The organism is Pseudoalteromonas sp. CNC9-20, from assembly GCF_022347875.1.
GTDB classification, from domain to species: Bacteria; Pseudomonadota; Gammaproteobacteria; order Enterobacterales; family Alteromonadaceae; genus Pseudoalteromonas; species Pseudoalteromonas ruthenica.
On the sequence record NZ_JAKRFS010000001.1, the window covers coordinates 687,600 to 704,769 of the forward strand.

A 17,170-nucleotide genomic window follows, 5' to 3' on the forward strand; every position below is an offset into this window, starting at 1 on the left:
CTGCACGATAAAAACATTAACAAGGCCGCTGTTGAGCGGCCTTTTTTGTTGCTTGGCTCAGTCCCTTACCAGCCTAATTTAGCGTGTTATCCGCTCCGCAAAAAAGACTTTTTTACTCTTTATATCAACACCTTAAAAGTAAACGAGATAGTTTACCTTGCTTACATACATTCATGTATGTATATTCCTGCTCTAGTCGGTTTAATAAATTGTTCAGCTAAAGGTAGGTTATGAATGTAAAAACGCTGGTCGCAGTCACGGTACTTGCGGCGCTTAGCTTAAGTGGTTGCCAGGAGCAACCACAACAACAAGCCCAAACGGCCCCCACTGCCGTTGAAGTCGAGGCCATAACGTTGTCGCCACAAAGTATTGACCTCAGCACCGAGCTGGTTGGCCGCACGGTCGATTTTCGTCAAGCTGAGATCCGCCCTCAAGTAAGCGGTATTTTGCAGGCGCGACTGTTCGAAGAAGGACAAATGGTGAGTAAAGGAGATGTGTTGTATCGGATTGATCCCGCGCCCTACCAAGCTGAACTTGCCAGTGCCAAAGCGGCGCTCGCCAAAGCGCAAGCCAGTGTTCGCAACAGTGGCATGAAGGCTGAACGTATCAAAGGCTTATTAGGTAATAAATCGGTCAGCCAGCAAGACTATGATGATGCCGAAGCCACCTTGCTACAAGCAAAGGCGGATTTAGCAGCCGCCAAAGCCGCTGTACTGAGCGCCGAAATTAATCTTGATTACACCCAAATCCGCGCCCCCATTGACGGTCAGATTGGTCGCTCTAGTGTTACCGAAGGGGCGTTGCTGACGGCCAATCAAAGCGCTGCGCTGTCGATAATTCGCCAGCTTGACCCTATTTATGTGGATATGACGCGCGCCGCCTCCAAGCTATCTTCTTTGCGCAGCGCCATGCATCAAGGCAATCTCAGCCAAAACCCCGAGGTTAAACTGAGATTAGAAAATAACGACTGGTATGCGCTCTCGGGTGAGCTGAAGTTCTCCGAGGTAAGCGTTGACCCATCAACGTCTATGGTCACCATGCGCGCAGTGTTCCCCAACCCCAATGGTGAATTACTGCCAGGCATGTTCGTGCGAGCGCAGTTAGCTACCGGCCAAGATGATGACGCCTTATTGGTACCGCAAAAAGCCATTGTGCGCACTCCAAAAGGTGAGGCCACGGTAATGGTGGTCAGCAAAGAAGGCACGGCGCAAACTCGCGTAGTTGAGCTCGGTCAAGAGATAAACCAAAGCTGGCAGGTCCATTCCGGGCTACAAGCGGGTGACCAAGTGATCGTCGCCGGGCTGCAAAAGGTTCGCCCCGGTAGCAAAGTGACAGTGGCAAAACAGGACACGGGGGCATAATTTATGGCTAATTTTTTCATTGGCCGGCCTATTTTTGCTTGGGTGATCGCCATCGTGATCATGCTTGCGGGCCTGCTATCGGTAAAACAGCTGCCCGTTGAGCAATACCCTAAGGTTGCGCCACCGGCGGTCAGCATTAATGCCAGCTACCCTGGTGCCACCGCACAAACAGCCGAAAACGCCATTACTCAGGTGATAGAACAAGCCATGAACGGCTTGGACAACCTCATGTATATGTCGTCACAAAGTGACTCGGTGGGCAATGTCAGCCTGACACTCACCTTTGAAACCGGCACTGATCCGGATATTGCTCAGGTTCAGGTGCAAAACAAACTGCAACGGGCAATTCCTCTGTTACCGCAAGAAGTGCAGCAGCAAGGGGTTTCGGTAGCCAAGTCTAATGGCAGTTTCTTAATGGTTATTGGCTTTATCTCCGAAGATGGCTCGATGAACCGCGAAGACATCGCCGACTATGTGGTTTCTAATGTTAAAGACCCAATTAGCCGCACCCCTGGGGTGGGCAATGTCACCGTATTTGGCAGCCAGTATGCCATGCGTATCTGGCTTGATGCGCAAAAGCTTAACCAGTATCAACTGACCCCCACCGATGTTACCGCTGCCATTAAAGTGCAGAATAATCAGGTGACAGCCGGACAGCTCGGCGGCGCCCCGGCGTTACCCGGGCAGCAATACAATGCCGCCATCACCGCACAAAGCCGCCTCAGTAGCCCAGAAGAATTTGGCCAAATCCTATTACGGGTTAACGAAGATGGTTCACGAGTGCAGCTTAAAGATGTGGCTCGCGTTGAGCTCGGCGGTGAAGACTATTCCGTTATGGCGCGCTATAACGGCATGCAAGCAACGGGGATCGCCATCGAGTTGGCCACCGGAGCCAATGCCCTCGATACCGCTGAAGCGGTGCGCGCTCGCCTTGACGAACTAAAGCCTTATTTCCCAGAAGGGCTCAAGATTGAAGTGCCCTACGACACCACCCCGTTCGTTGAGCTTTCTATCAGCTCGGTGGTGCAAACACTGTTTGAAGCCGTGCTTTTAGTGTTTGTGGTGATGTATTTGTTCTTGCAAAACTTCCGCGCCACTTTAATTCCGACCTTAGCAATTCCTGTGGTCTTGCTTGGTACCTTTGGCATTATGTCGGCGATGGGCTTTTCGATAAACACCCTCACCATGTTTGGTATGGTGCTGGCCATCGGCTTATTGGTGGATGATGCCATTGTTGTGGTCGAGAACGTTGAACGGGTCATGAGCGAGGAAGGCTTGGGGCCTGTGGAAGCAACGCGCAAGTCCATGGGACAAATCACCGGCGCCTTGGTGGGCATAGGCTTGGTACTCTCCGCCGTATTTGTGCCGATGGCCTTTTTTGGCGGCGCAACCGGGGCTATCTATAAGCAGTTCTCTATTACCATCGTTTCAGCCATGGCGTTATCGGTGTTGGTGGCGATTATTTTCACGCCGGCACTGTGTGCCACCATTTTGAAACCCATCAAAGGCGACCATTTGGAAAAAGGCGGCTTCTTCGGCTGGTTTAACCGTACCTTTGATCGCTCTAACGATGGTTACCAAGGGGCAGTAGGTGGCCTGCTTAAGCGTCCGGTGCGCTCAATGGCGTTATATGGCGCGATTATCGCAGTGATGGCATTGATGTTTGCCCGTCTGCCCTCGTCATTCTTGCCCGATGAGGACCAAGGTATCTTTTTAACCATGGTGCAGCTGCCAAGTGGTGCCAGCCAAGAGCGTACCGAAGAGATAATGACTAAGGTCGCCGATTATTATCACGGCGAAGACTCAGTACGCTCGGTGTTCACCGTCAGCGGCTTTAGCTTTGCCGGACGCGGACAAAATGTCGGCCTTGCCTTTGTGCGCCTTAAAGATTGGAGTGAGCGCGACGACAGCCAAAGCGTACAGGCTACTATCGGCCGGGCGATGGGGTATTTTTCTACCATTAAAGAGGCGCAAATTTTTGCCTTTAACTTGCCTCCTATTCAAGAGCTAGGACAAGCCACTGGCTTCAACCTGTTCTTGCAAGATAGGGGCGCCTTAGGCCATGACGCGCTACTGCAGGCCCGTAATCAACTGTTGGGAATGGCGGCGCAGCGCCCCGAGCTGATGGCTGTGCGCCCTAACGGCATGGAAGATGCGGCGCAGTTACAGGTGGATATCGACCAGCTTAAAGCGCAAGCGTTAGGAGTCTCAATTAGCGAGATAAACCAAGCGTTGTCTATTGGCTGGGGCTCACGCTACGTCAATGACTTCACCGACCGAGGCCGTGTTAAAAAGGTCTATGTGCAAGCCGATGCCGAATACCGCATGACCCCGGAAGATTTAAGCCATTGGTATGTGCGCAATAACGAAGGTGAAATGGTGTCCTTTGATACCTTTGCCACCAGCCGCTGGGTATATGGTCCGCAACGTTTAGAGCGTTACAACGGCATCTCAGCCATGGAAATTCAAGGTCAGCCAGCACCGGGATACAGCTCCGGCGTGGCGATGCAAACCATGGCCGAGTTGGTTGCTCAATTGCCACCGGGCATTGACTTTGAATGGACCGGCACCTCTTACCAGGAAAAAATGTCTGGCTCCCAGGCGCCGATGCTCTATGCCTTGTCGATTTTGGTGGTGTTCTTATGTTTAGCCGCCCTATACGAGAGCTGGGCTATTCCATTTTCGGTGATTATGGTGGTGCCGCTGGGGATCATCGGGGCGCTCAGTGCCGCCTTCTTGTTCGGTCTTCAGAACGACGTGTATTTCCAAGTGGGCTTATTGACCACCATGGGCTTGGCATCGAAAAACGCGATTCTCATCGTCGAATTTGCCAAAGATTTACAGCAACAAGGTCGCTCGGTGATCAACGCCACGCTCGAAGCCGTGCGCTTGCGTTTACGGCCCATCATCATGACCTCACTGGCGTTCTCGCTCGGGGTATTGCCATTGGCGATAAGCTCCGGTGCCGGCTCAGCCAGTCGCAATGCCATTGGTATTGGCGTTCTTGGCGGCATGCTCAGTGCCACCTTCTTGGCTATCTTTTTAGTTCCCGTGTTTTATCTCGTGGTGCAAAAGCTCTTTGTTCGAAAGTAACTGCACCCAACCCCAAAGCCGGACTTTTTAGTCCGGCTTTTTTATGCCTAAAAACAAGGTATCAAGGAGGGCTTGCGCTTGCTCGATAAGGTCAATATAACCTGGGTGTTGCAGGAATTTACTGATAAGGCCACCGACGAGGGAATTCATCGCCGCTGCCGCAACTCGCGGCTCAATAGCGGGGTTAAGCTCACCATTTTCCAATGCTCTGGCGAACGCCAGTGTGAGCGTGTCCTGCACTTCTTGATTGAGTTGTTCTTGTTGTTGTACTGCGGGGTTAAGCTCGTCAACATACTCACAGCGATGGAACACCACCGTTAGCACGCGATGATACTGGGGGTCTTGTTGTACTATCACCAAGGCGCGATGCATCACGTCTTTTATTTGCGCCAAAGCGCTCAGATCATTGGCACTTTGCAGCTCACTGAGCATTTGTCGAAACGGCAGACGAATACGGTCTAACATGGCGTTGAACAGATCGGCTTTGTTGTCAAAATGCCAATAGATTGCGCCGCGCGTGACGCCTGCGGCGCTGGCGATGTGTGCCAAGGTGGTACGCGACACACCATGCTGGTAAAACTGATGCTCAGCGGCATCTAAGATAGCACTGCGGGTTTGTTCGGCATCAGCCTTCGAACGCCTGACCATGGCCTTGCTCGATTAGGAAATAATGATCGCAATATTAACATAGTTGCTACCTGAACCAACAGCCATGGCGGTGTTATCGATACTCCAGCCGGGCGGTTAGGCGATTAAATAACCTGGGGAAAAAACGCTTGATGGTCGGTGCCCAATAACTTAAGCCTTGGCCAATCACCACTTCTTGCTTTTGCTTTTCAATCGCGGTGATGATTTCTTGCACACAGGCGCTTACCGGCATACCGTTTTCAATCGACTGTTCACTGTGATTTTGCGCCACCCCTTTCTCGTTTAAGGAGTTATGAGCAATGCGGGTTTGCACCGAGCCAGGACACACGGTGAGGCAATGAATGCCGTCAGCGGCAAGCTCGGCGCGAATGCAATCCATAAAGCCGACCACCGCATATTTGGAGCCGGAATAACCGGAGCGAAACTTAGAGCCCACTTTGCCCGCGACGCTGCTTATTGCCACGATCATCCCCTGCTTTCGGGCCTGCATTTGCGCAACCACCAGTTTAGTGAGGGCCACAGTGCCAAAGTAGTTGACCGCCATTAATTGCTGGTAAGTAGCAAAGTCGGTGTCGGCAAACAAGCTACGTTGCGACACCCCACCATTATTAATCAAAATATCAATATCACCGATGGCTGCGAGCTGCTCGGGGAGCTCTTTGAGTAGGCTCTCAGCGGCGCTCAAATCTAAAGGTAAGACAACATGCCCCTGCCCCATCAAGCTATTTTTCACCTGCTCAAGGGCTTGCTCGTTGCGCGCCGATAACACCAACTTAGCGCCTTTGGCCGCAAGTTGTTTAGCCAGCTCCTCACCAATGCCCGATGAGGCGCCGCTTAACCACACCCGTTTGCCATCTAAGTTCATTTTATCGCTCCTGCTTGGTGTTCAATTTGCGCTTGCAGCTCTTTGCAAAGCCCCATTAAAAATAAGGCTTCAACGACAACAAATAAGGGCCCAATAACCAAGCCGATTAAATCATCCACAAAGGCAGGTTTTTTGCCCTCGTAATAGTGACCGACAAATTGAAATACCCAGCCCACGACGAATAATCCGATACCAATGGACAGCCACAGCCACGTGCTAAGCATCGCCACGGGCGCAGCCCCGAGCAGACCCAGCACCAACAGTGCGCTCATCAGCAGGCCAAGCCTGAGGGATAGCTTTAAATAGTAAAGGCAGGTAATACTCACGACCAACACAGCTGGGGTGAGGCTGAGCGCTAAAACGGTAAAACTCGGGCGAGAGAGCAGCACCAGCAAGGCATACACGATTAAGGGTATGCCGATAAAATGGGTGTATATATTGCGTTTATCACGATGATAACGAGCGTAATTACTTAATTGGGTAACCAAGGTTTTCATGGTGTTAGCACCTTTTTTATTATTAACCTTGTGCTCAGTTTAGAGTAAAACCCCTAACTTGCCTATATTTTTGGCTCGTCTCGCTCGCCCTCATCAAGATTACCAGTGGCATGGGTATTCATGCGTACTAAATTAGGCTTACGCTCACTCGCAGCGGCGCTCTTTAATGGTCCCTGCCCCGGTGGAGAATTAGGCTCATCAGACACTGGCTCGCCGTTTTTAAAGGGCTGGATCATATTGGCATACTGTTCAATGAGCCGATGCATTCCCTCTGGTGCTTCACAACGCGTAAACTGCATCTCCACATCAACAATATCGGTTCGCCGGCGGTTGCTGTCGCTGGTTTTCGGCGAAAGGTTCACCTTGAATGCCACTCGCTCGGCATTAAACCCATCCACTTGGTGCGTCGCCCGTTTCAACTCGCTTTCACTGATTTGAATCGACATATCAAAACGCATTTTGTCTAAGGCTATGCCTTGCGGCTGTACTAAAGCAATAAGCGGCACATACATATCGTGTTGCTCGTCGACTTGCACTTTCACCATTTTCGCCGCTAGCGAGCCATCCTCTTGAGTATCGAAGAACTGCTGCAATTGCATCACATATTGTTGCGATATCATGGTCCCGGTGGTGTTCACCGCATGGTGGATCCCCCGAGTGATATCGGTGAGCATTTGCGCATTCATCTTTTCTTTGCCAAACATCATAAGTCCTTACTATCAATGACATTGGGAGTGCGCAGCCGCTGTAATAACTCAGTGTTGAGAAAATGACTTTGAGCATGCAGCTGCACGTTAACATAGGCACGCGTATCACCTGCGCGCCCAGAGTGCTCGGAATGTAACAGCACAACATTGGTCTGTTTGGTGTGACAGTGCGTAGACCAATACCGGCTTGGTATTGGCCACAATGCACTGATGGCCTGCCAGCACCGCCGCCAAGCACTTTTTAGCTTCACCTTAGCCGCCATCCTTTTTACCATTTTTATCGGAAGGCGGTGCGATTTCAGCTTTCGTGTCCGCAGGTAAGGCATCGGCAGAGGTCGGTGAGCCATCGCCGATAACCACGGGCTTGGTAGCCGCATCGGTGAGAAAATCAATGACCCGCATTAATGCTTCAGGCGGCCCTTGACGTTTCACTGCGGTATGAATTGAATATTTAGCTCGGGTATCGGTTTTACGAGTTTGCTCCGACTTATGAGACACCTTGCCGTGTACTTTAACCGAGAATGGACCCCAGCCCATTTTCGCCTCAAAGCCACCTTCAGCACTGGTTTCGCTGTGGCTTTCTTCTGATTGTGTCACTTCCAGTTCAAAGTCAATTGACCCTTCTTCGACACAAATATTGGGGTGGGTGATCGCTGCAAGTAGCGGCACCCGCATAGTTTTACGTATGGTGCCCTTGAAGTTACCTTCGGTATCCACTTGGGTTTCATCGTATTCGAACTCAACGTTCACCGCCTTGCCATCTTTAATGCACACGGTCATCAAAAATTCGGCGTAAGCCCGACTTGCCTGTACTTGGGCGGTGATCATTGCATGCAATGGCCCCCCTATCATGCGATCCAATGGCAGGGCATTAATTACCGAGCCAACGAGTCCTGTATCGATAGCCATAGTTCTCTCCTTTTGTTCCTATTTGCGCTATTGCCATTAAAAACTAGGAGTCGCTGGCTTAACTCGTGCTCTTATGTAAGCCCTTGTAATAAAAGTAGCGCCGGATAAGCATAAAGATCACCGTGGCGCCGATGACGGCTGACATCAGGTGGTGTAACAGTAAGTGGCCGACAATAAAGGCCGGGATATCGTCGAAGGAGTCGATCAGCAGCAGCTTGAGTATTAGCGCCACATAAACGCTAAGATGCAAAACAAACGCGACTTTAAATAACCGCCTAAACCCTTGCTTCATACTCGGATGAATAGCCACCACCCCTAAGCGCAACAGTAGCCATGCGCACAGCGCAATGGCCATGGACACCCCACCTAACCCCAATAACGAGGTTTTAATAAGCACTACCGCTAAAATGACATAAAACCACATCGCTAACACTCACATAAACGTTGATACAACCCCGATGCCCGGCGCACTGGCGTGGCGATGGCATAGGCCAAAGTGCGCGCATCGCAGATCAATTCAATATGCGCCTTGGCACGGGTCACACCGGTATACACCAATTGGCGATTAAGTCCTTGGCCGCCCCGATGCAGCGGCGGCAGCACCATGGCGGTGTGGGCAAACTCAGAGCCTTGTGATTTGTGAATAGTCATAGCAAAAACTTTATCAAATTGCGGTAAACGTCCCGGATAGAATGCCCTGGCCTCGCCCTGCGCGCCCATAAAAACGGCCTGAGGCTCGCCGTTGTCATCCGCCATAATGATGCCAATATCACCATTAAACAGGTGAAGCTGATAGTCGTTCTGAGTGATCATCAACGGCATACCAATATAAAAGCGCTGCTGCACATTGATTTTCCCCTGCTGAGCGAGGTGATATTCAATGCGTTGGTTAAGCGCATGCACACCAAAAGGCCCCTCTCGCAGTGCGGCAAGTAACTGGAAACGAGCAAATGCGTCATGCACCTGCGCGGGCGTTGCCCCGGCTGCAATCAATGCTAAGTAGTGGCTGTACTGCTCGGCGCAGCGGGCAATGAGTGCGCTGTAAAACCCCTCATCCAAAGGGTAATAACTAGTATCGCTGGCGCGGCTTTGCAACAGATATCGTGCTTTTTTGCTATCGGCTGTGTTAATTGCATACGCCAGTTGGCCTATGCCGCTGTCGCCATCAAAGCGATAGCTGTGCTGCAAAAAGGCAACATGATCGGTTAACGCATAAGGTGATTGCTGGCCACTGTGATAAGAATGCTCACCGCATAAATAGCCAAGTTGCTCGGCGCGCTGGTCACTGTAGTGCGGCAGTTGGCCAAGGGCACATTCACTGCAAATATCAGCCATGATATTGCCCGTGTCCACTGAACTCAGTTGGTCTTTATCGCCCAATAAAATCAATCGAGTGTGCGGTGCTAAGGCGTCTACCAATTTACTCATCAGGCTAATATCGACCATGGACGCTTCGTCGACAATCACTAAATCGGCATGCACCGGATTACCCCGATGATGGCGAAAATGATTGGACATGGGCACCGTGCCTAACAGCCGATGCAAGGTTTGCGCTTGCTCGGGAATACTCTCTAATACGGCTTGGTCGGTCTCGGCTAAGTCGCCTTTTGCTCCTTGAATAGACTCGCTTAGGCGTGCTGCTGCTTTGCCGGTTGGAGCAACCAGTTCAATGTGCAAAGGGGCTTGGGCATAGAGCGACTGTAAAATCGCTAACAAACGCGTCACTGTGGTGGTTTTACCGGTGCCCGGACCGCCGGTGATCACACAAAACTTACTGGTGGCCGCCAGAGCACAGGCCACTTTTTGCCAGTCAGGTTCACTTTTTTGATTGTTAAAGTAATGCGTCAATAGCGCTTTGAGCGCGGGCAAGTCAAGCTCCAAAGGCTGCTTAGCTAGCTGCAAAAAGCGCGCGGTTAACTGCGCTTCGTAGCCATCATAGCGCGCCAGATAGACGCGCTGCCCATGTAAGCGCAGCGGTTTTTCAGCCCCAGTGCAAGGCAAGGCATTAAGGCAGCCTAGGGCATCAAAGTCAGGCGCAAAAAACGCGGGCACTGGCGCGCGGGTATCGAGCTCAAAGGGGTTGTCCCAGTTCACACTGTGTAAATCTAAGCAGGTATGCTGCTCATGCATAGCTTTGAGCAACAGCAGGATAATATAAAATCCCTCGCTGTAAGGCGGTTGCTGCTCATCGACGAGTAACGCCGCCAACTCGACATCCACGGTACGCACTTTACGCTGTTCTAACAGTACCTCAAGCATAGTGCGCTCCTTTGGCGAAAAGCCCGTCTAAAGTGTCGATTTCAGCAACACTGAATGGCCGATAATACACCCCGTGTCCCTCGGGCATGGCTCGTAAAAAGGTATACACCATGCCTCCTAGGTGCTTAGCGGGGTCATAATCAGGCAATCGCGCCGCCAGCAAGCGGTGCAATGCCACCATATAAATCGCCCCTTGGACATGATAGCTATGGGCATTCATGGCGTGCGTTAAGGCTTCATCGTTATAATCATCGGCGCTCTCACCGAGGTAATTCGATTTGTAATCAAGCACGTAATAGCGCCCCTGATAGCAAAAGATTAAATCAATAAAGCCTTTTAGCACGCCTTTAACACGTTCAAAATCAAGACCAAAGTCATAGCCAAACAGGCTTATCATGGTGGCATTGAAATGTTGGGCATCAAGCTCATTGAGCGCGAGATGAAATTCCATCTCCACTAAACAATCATCGCTTTGTAATTGCCCCAAATAAAGCCCTGACTCGAGTATGGGGCAGCGCATAATCGCCGCCATCCAGCTGCATAGCAGCGCGTGCCAGCTCTCATCCAGTGCGTATTTATGCAGGGTATGGGTGATCACTTGCTCAAGCTCTTCCATGGCCTGCGCCTCGCCGGCGAGCACGCCGCGAAAAGAGATTTGCTCGAGAATATCGTGCAGTGCACTGCCAGGCCCCGGGCCTTTGGGAAAATCATAAGCCGTTAGCTGCGCCACCGGGAGGGCCTGCTTAAGCACTAAACTTTGCTGCAAACGGTGATCCTCATCATCACCGCCACTGTGACTGGCACCATGATAATCACTGTGCTTGAAGCTCAAGGCGCTAAAGCTGGTGGCCCGCCAGTTGCGCTCAATAACCGCCTGCTGGGCGCGCACATCGCGCTCAACGACCGCGTTTTCCTGCACCAGATTCTCACCCGATTGATAATGATCAGCATCGGTTAAACTCATGTCCGGGTAAGGCGCGAGCCGAGCCTGCAGCAGCTCACGAATATTCTCCGTGCCCTCAGCGCCCGGAAACAACAAGTACCCTAGCGCGCTTTGCAAAAGCTGCGAGCGTTTATGCTTACCCAAATTATAAAGCCCTAAGGCACAATGATAGATAGGCCGGGTCAAGGCCACATATAATAACCTTAAGTCCTCGGCTAAGCGCTCACGTTCGGCGCGCGCAAGGTTCTCTTGTTGTTTAGATAAATCTAAGTACAGCTGCCCTTGGTGGTGATAATAAGCGGCGCTGGCGCTGCGGAAATTGACCGCAAACGGCATAAACACAATGGGGTATTCTAACCCTTTAGAAGCATGCATGGTCACGATTTGCACCAGCTGGGCATCGGACTCCAAACGCAGTTGGGCGCTGTCACCCTCACTGCTATCACGGGTCAATTGCTGGTGAAAATACTTCAGCAACCGCGCCGTGCCATCCAGTTCAAGTTGCTTATGTTGGAGAATTTCACCGAGATGACGAAAATCCGTTAATAGGCGCTCAACATCCCACCCTTGCTCGGCCCATACTTGCGGTAATTGATTTTGCCATAACAGCTGCTCGAGCATTGCCAACGCGCCATCGCGGTACCAACGCCGCTTGAGCTCAGCGAAGTGCTGCAATTGTTGCTGCCACTGTTCGGCATCATCGCTCAGTGCCAGCAGTTGGGCGCTATTGAAGTTATAAAATGGCCCCGCCAGCAAGCCGCGCAGTGCGCGCTCATCATAGGGACCGTGTATAATCGCCAACAAGCGGTAAAGGTGTTGCGCCAGCGGTTGCTTAAACACACTTTCGCGGGCTAGATAAACACTGGCAACACCTTGGCGGGTAAGCGCCTGTTTCATCAGTGCCGCTTCACCCCTGTCGCGTACCAAGATGCAAAAATCGCCGGCACACGGGGGCGTCTCACCTAGCAGCAAGTCTCCTTGTTGCGCCGCAGCCAACAAAAAGTGAACCCGCTTTGCAAATGCCTCGGCCAAGGCGCTTTGTCCTTGCTCTTTCGATAACACCTCAGCACCGCTGCTGTAAAAGACAAAATCCATGGCACCGAGCGCCTCGCCTTTATAGAGCAGCGCTTTATCTTTGCCATTCGCTTCCACTTCTTGATAGGGAATGGCGTCGTTAAAGATAAAGCTCTGCGGGTGGCTGCTGAATAAGTTATTGACACTTTCCACTAATGGCATCGCCGAGCGGAAGTTTTTTGCCAAGGTATATTGCTGCTGCGCGCTCAGTTGTTGCTTGGCATCGATGTAGGTAAAAATATCGGCGCCACGAAAACCATAAATGGCCTGCTTGGGATCCCCTATCATGGTGAGGTTAGTGAACTGCTCATCGCTGGGACGATAAATAGTGCTGAAAATACCATACTGAATGGGATCGGTGTCTTGGAACTCATCGATCATCGCCACTGGATATTGGCGGCGAATTTGCTGTTGCAGCTGGTTGTCGCTGTCGTTGTGCAACGCATCATAGAGCTGACTAAGCAGGTCATCGGGGGCGATAATGCCGGTGCGCGCTTTGTTGCTCTGCACATGGCGGCGCACATAGGCGAGCGCCAAGACACATATCACTTGTGCCAAGCGCTCACCCAGGCCCTGGCTAAGCTGCGCCATACGTTCAAATTCCACCACCAAAGGGTGAGAAAAAGGTTGGCCATTTTTCTTATAAATGCTGGGGTCCTCAAGGCTTTGCGCACTCCATAAGCTAAAGGAGTGTTTGGCCGCACCTAAACTCAACTGGGTGTCATCATTGTCGCTAAACGCTGCCAAGCCCGCCAAATTACTTTTATGCTTAGGTTTGGCATTGCCTTTGATATCGCTGGCGGCAATGGCATTGAAGAAATCGCCCTCGCGCAGTGCCTGTTTGAATTGGGGCAAAGCCTTGAGGTATTCGCTTTGGCAATGCCACAATTGGGTCAGCTCAGCCTCAGGATCATCAATGTGCGGTTGTAACTGCAGCTGTTCGCGATTAATGAGCGCACGCAGCTCTTTTAGCAGGCTATGTGGCGAGCTGTAATGAGCGAGGACCGCCTGCGCTTGCTCTGCACGCAGCGGATACACAAACTGTCGCCAAAAATCGAACACCGCCTGCTCATGCAACTCACTCTCATCCAGGGTGAAGCGCAAATTAAAGGCCATGTTCGATTCAAACGCATGTTGTTTAAGCATGCGCTGACAAAACCCATGAATGGTGTAAATGGCACTTTCATCCAAGGATTTCGCCGCCATATCCAGACGATTAAATGCCTGTTGACGGTCGTCAAGCTGCGCTATCAAGTCACGCAATAGCGCATCGCTGCTGTGCTCGCCTAGCAGCATGTTTTTTGCCATGCTAATGCGCGAGCGCACCCGGTCTTTGATTTCACTGGTGGCGGCCTCGGTAAAGGTCACGACCAATATTTGCTCGACCGTCAGCGGCTCGCCTTGGTTGCCCTTAGCATCTTCATACAGGCCCAATAAGTAGCGTAAATACAACCCGGTGATGGTATAGGTTTTACCGGTTCCGGCACTGGCCTCAATAAGCTGTTGTCCATCAAAGGCAAGGGTGACAGGGTTAAGCGTCTGCATAGCGTTGCTCCTCGCCTAATTGCGCTATGGGTTGCAACAATCGCGTACTCCAGTCACAGAATTCCTGCTCGCACTGGAAAAGGTCGGCAAAGTCAGTGGCGATGTAAGGGTCACTGCGCTCGGCGACCCCCACATACGGGCTGCCGACGAACTTAATATTGGCTTTATTCATATCTTGGCTTTGTATCCATTCCCAGGCACTGGCGGGGAAAAATGCCACACTGCTTTGATGGCTGCTAGTAAAGAGTTCTAGCCAAGGCGCTAATAATTGTTCGGCACGCTCAGCATTCATCGGGGCAAAGGACACTTGTTCGTCTAAGCCCATCACCACGGTAGTGACCGCCTCCCCACACAGCTGCGCGAGTAAGTGATAAATAAACCCTTGGGTTCTATCCTTCGCTTTAATACTGGCGCTGCGATAAAACACCTGTTGACTGCCATAGAGGTGCGCTAACCAACCTTGCAGGCGCACTCCAGAAACCGTGATATCCACTTCCAGCATTTGCGCCATTTGCCCTTGCGTACGCAGCTGAACCTGCTCTGCCAGTGGGCTGATACGACTACGCAGTTGCTGCAAGGTCAATGTCGATAACACACCTTGGGGCAGCACCCCGCGCTGGATAATTTCCTCATCACTCGGAGCGCTACCGTGCAATTGTCCTTCGAGCAGCTCATCGAGTAATTGATAACGCGATAAGGCATCTAAATCGAAATGCTCGATATCTTCATCGTGTGCATCAATGCCATCTATGCGCACCCCAAGTACTTGTTGGTAGAAATAACGTTGTGGGCGAGTAGCACATTGCATTAAGGTGTCGAGCTCGCACAGTTGTGGCGCTGTGACAGCCAAAGGCTGAAGCTGTTGTTTTTGCTCTTGAGCGGCTGTTAACGGCAAGGCCCACACCGGATTAAAGCTTTGCCAACGGCTGTCCTTTTGATAATACTGCGGATGAAACGGCTGCAGATGATGCTCTATCACTAATCGGCTTGTGAACGTTTCATCGCTGTCTTGCCAGCAAAAGCTGCGGTCTAAATATTCGCACAGCTCACTGACTAATACCGAGGGCATACGGGGACTGTTATCGCGGCTAGAGCGACCAATATAACTAAGATATAGGCTATCTCTGGCGCTCAGCAAGGCCTCTAAAAATAAATAGCGGTCGTCTAGGCGACGTGAGCGATCGCCTTTGCGTCGCTGACTGTAAGGCACCAGGTCAAAACCAATAGGCTGTACACTGCGTGGGTAATCGGCATCGTTCAGCCCCAAGATACAGACCTTTTTAAAGGGCACGGCGCGCATCGGCATCAGCGTACAAAAGTTAACTTTACCGATTAAAAACCGCTGCCCCACGCCTTTTTGCTCGACACCTTGTTGAATCAAGGTGGCGAAGATCCGTGCCGAGATGAGCCCTTGATAGTCACCATTATCATAGTGCTTTTCAATGTCACTATAGAGACCATCTAACAAGGCTAAGTCTGCGGCGCTTAAATACTCTACTGCCATCACTTCACTGGCAATTGCGCGCAAGCTGGTACACTTATCCAATAAGCTTGCATCACCACTAAGTGCCTGCTTGGCCTGCAACAACACATTGATAAAGGCCAAGAGTTTGCTCAATGTATCACTGGCCATGCCCTCAACTGCGTCAGCCGGATAGACCCCATGATAAGGGGCATCGGTGGCCGCGATGCCTAACAATAATCGCTTTATTCCCAAACGCCAGGTGTTGAGATCAATACTTGGCAGGTTGAATTCTTGTTTGTGCGCGCCATCAATTCCCCACTTCACCCCGACTTGCTCAAGCCACACTTGGCACTGCTCGAGTTCGCTGGCGACAAAGCCGAAATGCTGGCTAATGGCCTCAATGTATAATAAGTCCATCAATTCACTGACACCAAAGCGGCTAAAGGGTAGATTCACCAAGCTCACCAAGGCATTAACAATAGGCTGCTCTTGGGCAATGGATAAGTCGGCAATGGCATAGGGAATATGGCGCTCGCCTTTAGCGCCACCAAACACCGCTTCAATAAAGGCGCTGTACTGGCCGACATCAGGCATCATCACAATGATGTCTTTGGGTGTTAGGGTTGGATCGCGGGCAAACTCAGCAAGTAGATGGTCGTGTAAGCACTCCACTTCGCGCAAAGCGGTGTGGCAATTACTTATTAACAGGGAATGATCTTGTTGCGCCAATGCTATCTTGCCCTGCTCACTGATAAACCAGTGTGGGTCTTGCGCTAAGCTTTCCCCTTTGAAAGCTAATTCATATACCTCTTGCTGTAGACGACCCAATAAATGCGGCGCAAATTCATCATCGAAACCATCCAGCCACTTGCCATCTAATTGCAGCAGTTGCTCTAGGTAATCGCGGCCAAGCTTACCCCATGATGCCAATAACGGATTACCGACGATAAAATATTGTTGCTCAGATTCAGCCGCGTCGATATTAGGCTTACGTTGATACTGAGTGTGTATTTTAGCCAGCGTTTTCTCATCGACGATATCGCCCCAATAATGTTCACTGGGGTTGAACAGAAATATCAACACATCCGTGTGCTCACTGAGCGCCTGAAAGATCGCTAGCTGCGATTGCGCCAAAGCGGAGATACCAAACAAGCAAATACGTGGCGGCAGTTGCAACTGCCCCGCCGCCAGTGCATCCAGTAATCCTTGGTGCATATTAGCGCGATGGTACGGGCTTTGCTCCAGCTCTTGAACACGCGCGACTAAAGCACGCCAAAGATCGGGCTGCCAAGGTGCATGGCTAATATCAACGTCATCTAGTTGGTCTTCACCCGCTTGCCAACTAGCCAACCACTGTGGTCGATACATTAGATAATGATCGAACACATCGGCAACTTTCTCACACAGGGCATAGCGTTTGTGACCATCATCGTCACCATCAAGGTAGCGCATCAGGGGTTGGTAATGAGCCTGTGTTAATTTTTGCGGCAACAGTTCGTAGAGCTTCCATGTCATATTGGCTTTGTTAAACGACGACTCTGGCGGAACATCAGGCAAAGCTTGCTGGTACAAAGACCAGATAAAACTCGAAGGTAATGGAAAGTCGACCTGTGCACATACGCCTAACTGCGCTGTAAGCTCAAGCTTCAACCATTGTGACATTCCTGGAGAATGCACCAATACTTGCTCTTTATGGAAAATATTAGAACTGCTGGTATTCGCCAGCAACGCACAGAGCTGGGCGCTGAGAATCTCCATACGGTTTGACTGTATTATATGCAGCATGCGTTATCGGTATTATTGG

12 protein-coding genes are annotated in these 17,170 nt (G+C 51.1%); 2 read left to right on the forward strand and 10 right to left on the reverse strand.

The features are described 5' to 3' along the window. The first annotated feature begins 230 nt into the window (after positions 1-230). Positions 231-1,361 carry an efflux RND transporter periplasmic adaptor subunit gene (locus MHM89_RS03120; RefSeq protein WP_151172861.1) on the forward strand — a complete coding sequence of 377 codons (1,131 nt, stop codon included), beginning with the start codon at positions 231-233 and terminating at the stop codon, positions 1,359-1,361. Between the two features lie 3 nt (positions 1,362-1,364). Continuing rightward, positions 1,365-4,454 (forward strand): efflux RND transporter permease subunit, encoded by a 3,090-nt coding sequence (locus tag MHM89_RS03125; RefSeq protein ID WP_045978691.1) that lies wholly within the window; start codon positions 1,365-1,367, stop codon positions 4,452-4,454. Positions 4,455-4,481: 27 nt separating this feature from the next. Here MHM89_RS03125 and MHM89_RS03130 read toward each other — a convergent pair whose 3' ends face one another. The 10 genes from MHM89_RS03130 to recC all read right to left on the reverse strand — a co-directional run bounded on the left by MHM89_RS03130 (position 4,482) and on the right by recC (position 17,151). After that, entirely contained in the window at positions 4,482-5,102 is a 621-nt protein-coding gene (locus MHM89_RS03130) for a TetR family transcriptional regulator (RefSeq protein ID WP_045978690.1), read from the reverse strand. A 73-nt stretch (positions 5,103-5,175) separates the two neighbouring features. Next, complete coding sequence (locus MHM89_RS03135) at positions 5,176-5,967, reverse strand: SDR family oxidoreductase (protein ID WP_152440654.1); 792 nt, start codon at positions 5,965-5,967, stop codon at positions 5,176-5,178. After that, positions 5,964-6,464, reverse strand: coding sequence for an Mpo1-like protein (locus MHM89_RS03140; RefSeq protein ID WP_235419089.1), 501 nt, complete (start codon positions 6,462-6,464; stop codon positions 5,964-5,966). The genes MHM89_RS03135 and MHM89_RS03140 overlap by 4 nt, the downstream gene beginning before the upstream one ends. Positions 6,465-6,526: 62 nt before the next feature. Next, positions 6,527-7,171: a DUF2589 domain-containing protein gene (locus MHM89_RS03145; RefSeq protein ID WP_081604450.1), complete on the reverse strand. Its 645-nt coding sequence runs from the start codon at positions 7,169-7,171 to the stop codon at positions 6,527-6,529. Continuing rightward, positions 7,168-7,434, reverse strand: a complete 267-nt coding sequence (locus MHM89_RS03150; RefSeq protein ID WP_239408048.1) for a hypothetical protein — start codon at positions 7,432-7,434, stop codon at positions 7,168-7,170. Before MHM89_RS03150 ends, MHM89_RS03145 begins: the two co-directional genes overlap by 4 nt. After that, positions 7,424-8,080: a DUF2589 domain-containing protein gene (locus MHM89_RS03155; RefSeq protein WP_239408049.1), complete on the reverse strand. Its 657-nt coding sequence runs from the start codon at positions 8,078-8,080 to the stop codon at positions 7,424-7,426. The genes MHM89_RS03150 and MHM89_RS03155 overlap by 11 nt, the downstream gene beginning before the upstream one ends. Positions 8,081-8,138: 58 nt before the next feature. Next, complete coding sequence (locus MHM89_RS03160; protein ID WP_239408050.1) at positions 8,139-8,504, reverse strand: hypothetical protein; 366 nt, start codon at positions 8,502-8,504, stop codon at positions 8,139-8,141. Between the two features lie 2 nt (positions 8,505-8,506). Continuing rightward, the gene (recD, locus tag MHM89_RS03165) at positions 8,507-10,339 is read right to left on the reverse strand and encodes an exodeoxyribonuclease V subunit alpha (protein ID WP_239408051.1); all 1,833 of its coding nucleotides are present in this window, start codon (positions 10,337-10,339) and stop codon (positions 8,507-8,509) included. Continuing rightward, positions 10,332-13,901: an exodeoxyribonuclease V subunit beta gene (gene recB, locus MHM89_RS03170; RefSeq protein WP_239408052.1), complete on the reverse strand. Its 3,570-nt coding sequence runs from the start codon at positions 13,899-13,901 to the stop codon at positions 10,332-10,334. The genes recD and recB overlap by 8 nt, the downstream gene beginning before the upstream one ends. After that, entirely contained in the window at positions 13,888-17,151 is a 3,264-nt protein-coding gene (recC, locus tag MHM89_RS03175; protein ID WP_239408053.1) for an exodeoxyribonuclease V subunit gamma, read from the reverse strand. Before recC ends, recB begins: the two co-directional genes overlap by 14 nt. Positions 17,152-17,170: the final 19 nt, after the last annotated feature.

Excerpts from the sequence above, each read along its gene's own strand:
- MHM89_RS03140 (WP_235419089.1), bottom strand. The coding sequence starts at position 6,464 with ATGAAAACCTTGGTTACCCAATTAAGTAATTACGCTCGTTATCATCGT.
- recC (WP_239408053.1), bottom strand. The coding sequence starts at position 17,151 with ATGCTGCATATAATACAGTCAAACCGTATGGAGATTCTCAGCGCCCAG.
- MHM89_RS03120 (WP_151172861.1), top strand. The coding sequence starts at position 231 with ATGAATGTAAAAACGCTGGTCGCAGTCACGGTACTTGCGGCGCTTAGC.
- MHM89_RS03125 (WP_045978691.1), top strand. The coding sequence starts at position 1,365 with ATGGCTAATTTTTTCATTGGCCGGCCTATTTTTGCTTGGGTGATCGCC.
- MHM89_RS03135 (WP_152440654.1), bottom strand. The coding sequence starts at position 5,967 with ATGAACTTAGATGGCAAACGGGTGTGGTTAAGCGGCGCCTCATCGGGC.
- MHM89_RS03145 (WP_081604450.1), bottom strand. The coding sequence starts at position 7,171 with ATGATGTTTGGCAAAGAAAAGATGAATGCGCAAATGCTCACCGATATC.
- MHM89_RS03160 (WP_239408050.1), bottom strand. The coding sequence starts at position 8,504 with ATGTGGTTTTATGTCATTTTAGCGGTAGTGCTTATTAAAACCTCGTTA.
- MHM89_RS03130 (WP_045978690.1), bottom strand. The coding sequence starts at position 5,102 with ATGGTCAGGCGTTCGAAGGCTGATGCCGAACAAACCCGCAGTGCTATC.
- recB (WP_239408052.1), bottom strand. The coding sequence starts at position 13,901 with ATGCAGACGCTTAACCCTGTCACCCTTGCCTTTGATGGACAACAGCTT.
- recD (WP_239408051.1), bottom strand. The coding sequence starts at position 10,339 with ATGCTTGAGGTACTGTTAGAACAGCGTAAAGTGCGTACCGTGGATGTC.
- MHM89_RS03155 (WP_239408049.1), bottom strand. The coding sequence starts at position 8,080 with ATGGCTATCGATACAGGACTCGTTGGCTCGGTAATTAATGCCCTGCCA.
- MHM89_RS03150 (WP_239408048.1), bottom strand. The coding sequence starts at position 7,434 with ATGGCGGCTAAGGTGAAGCTAAAAAGTGCTTGGCGGCGGTGCTGGCAG.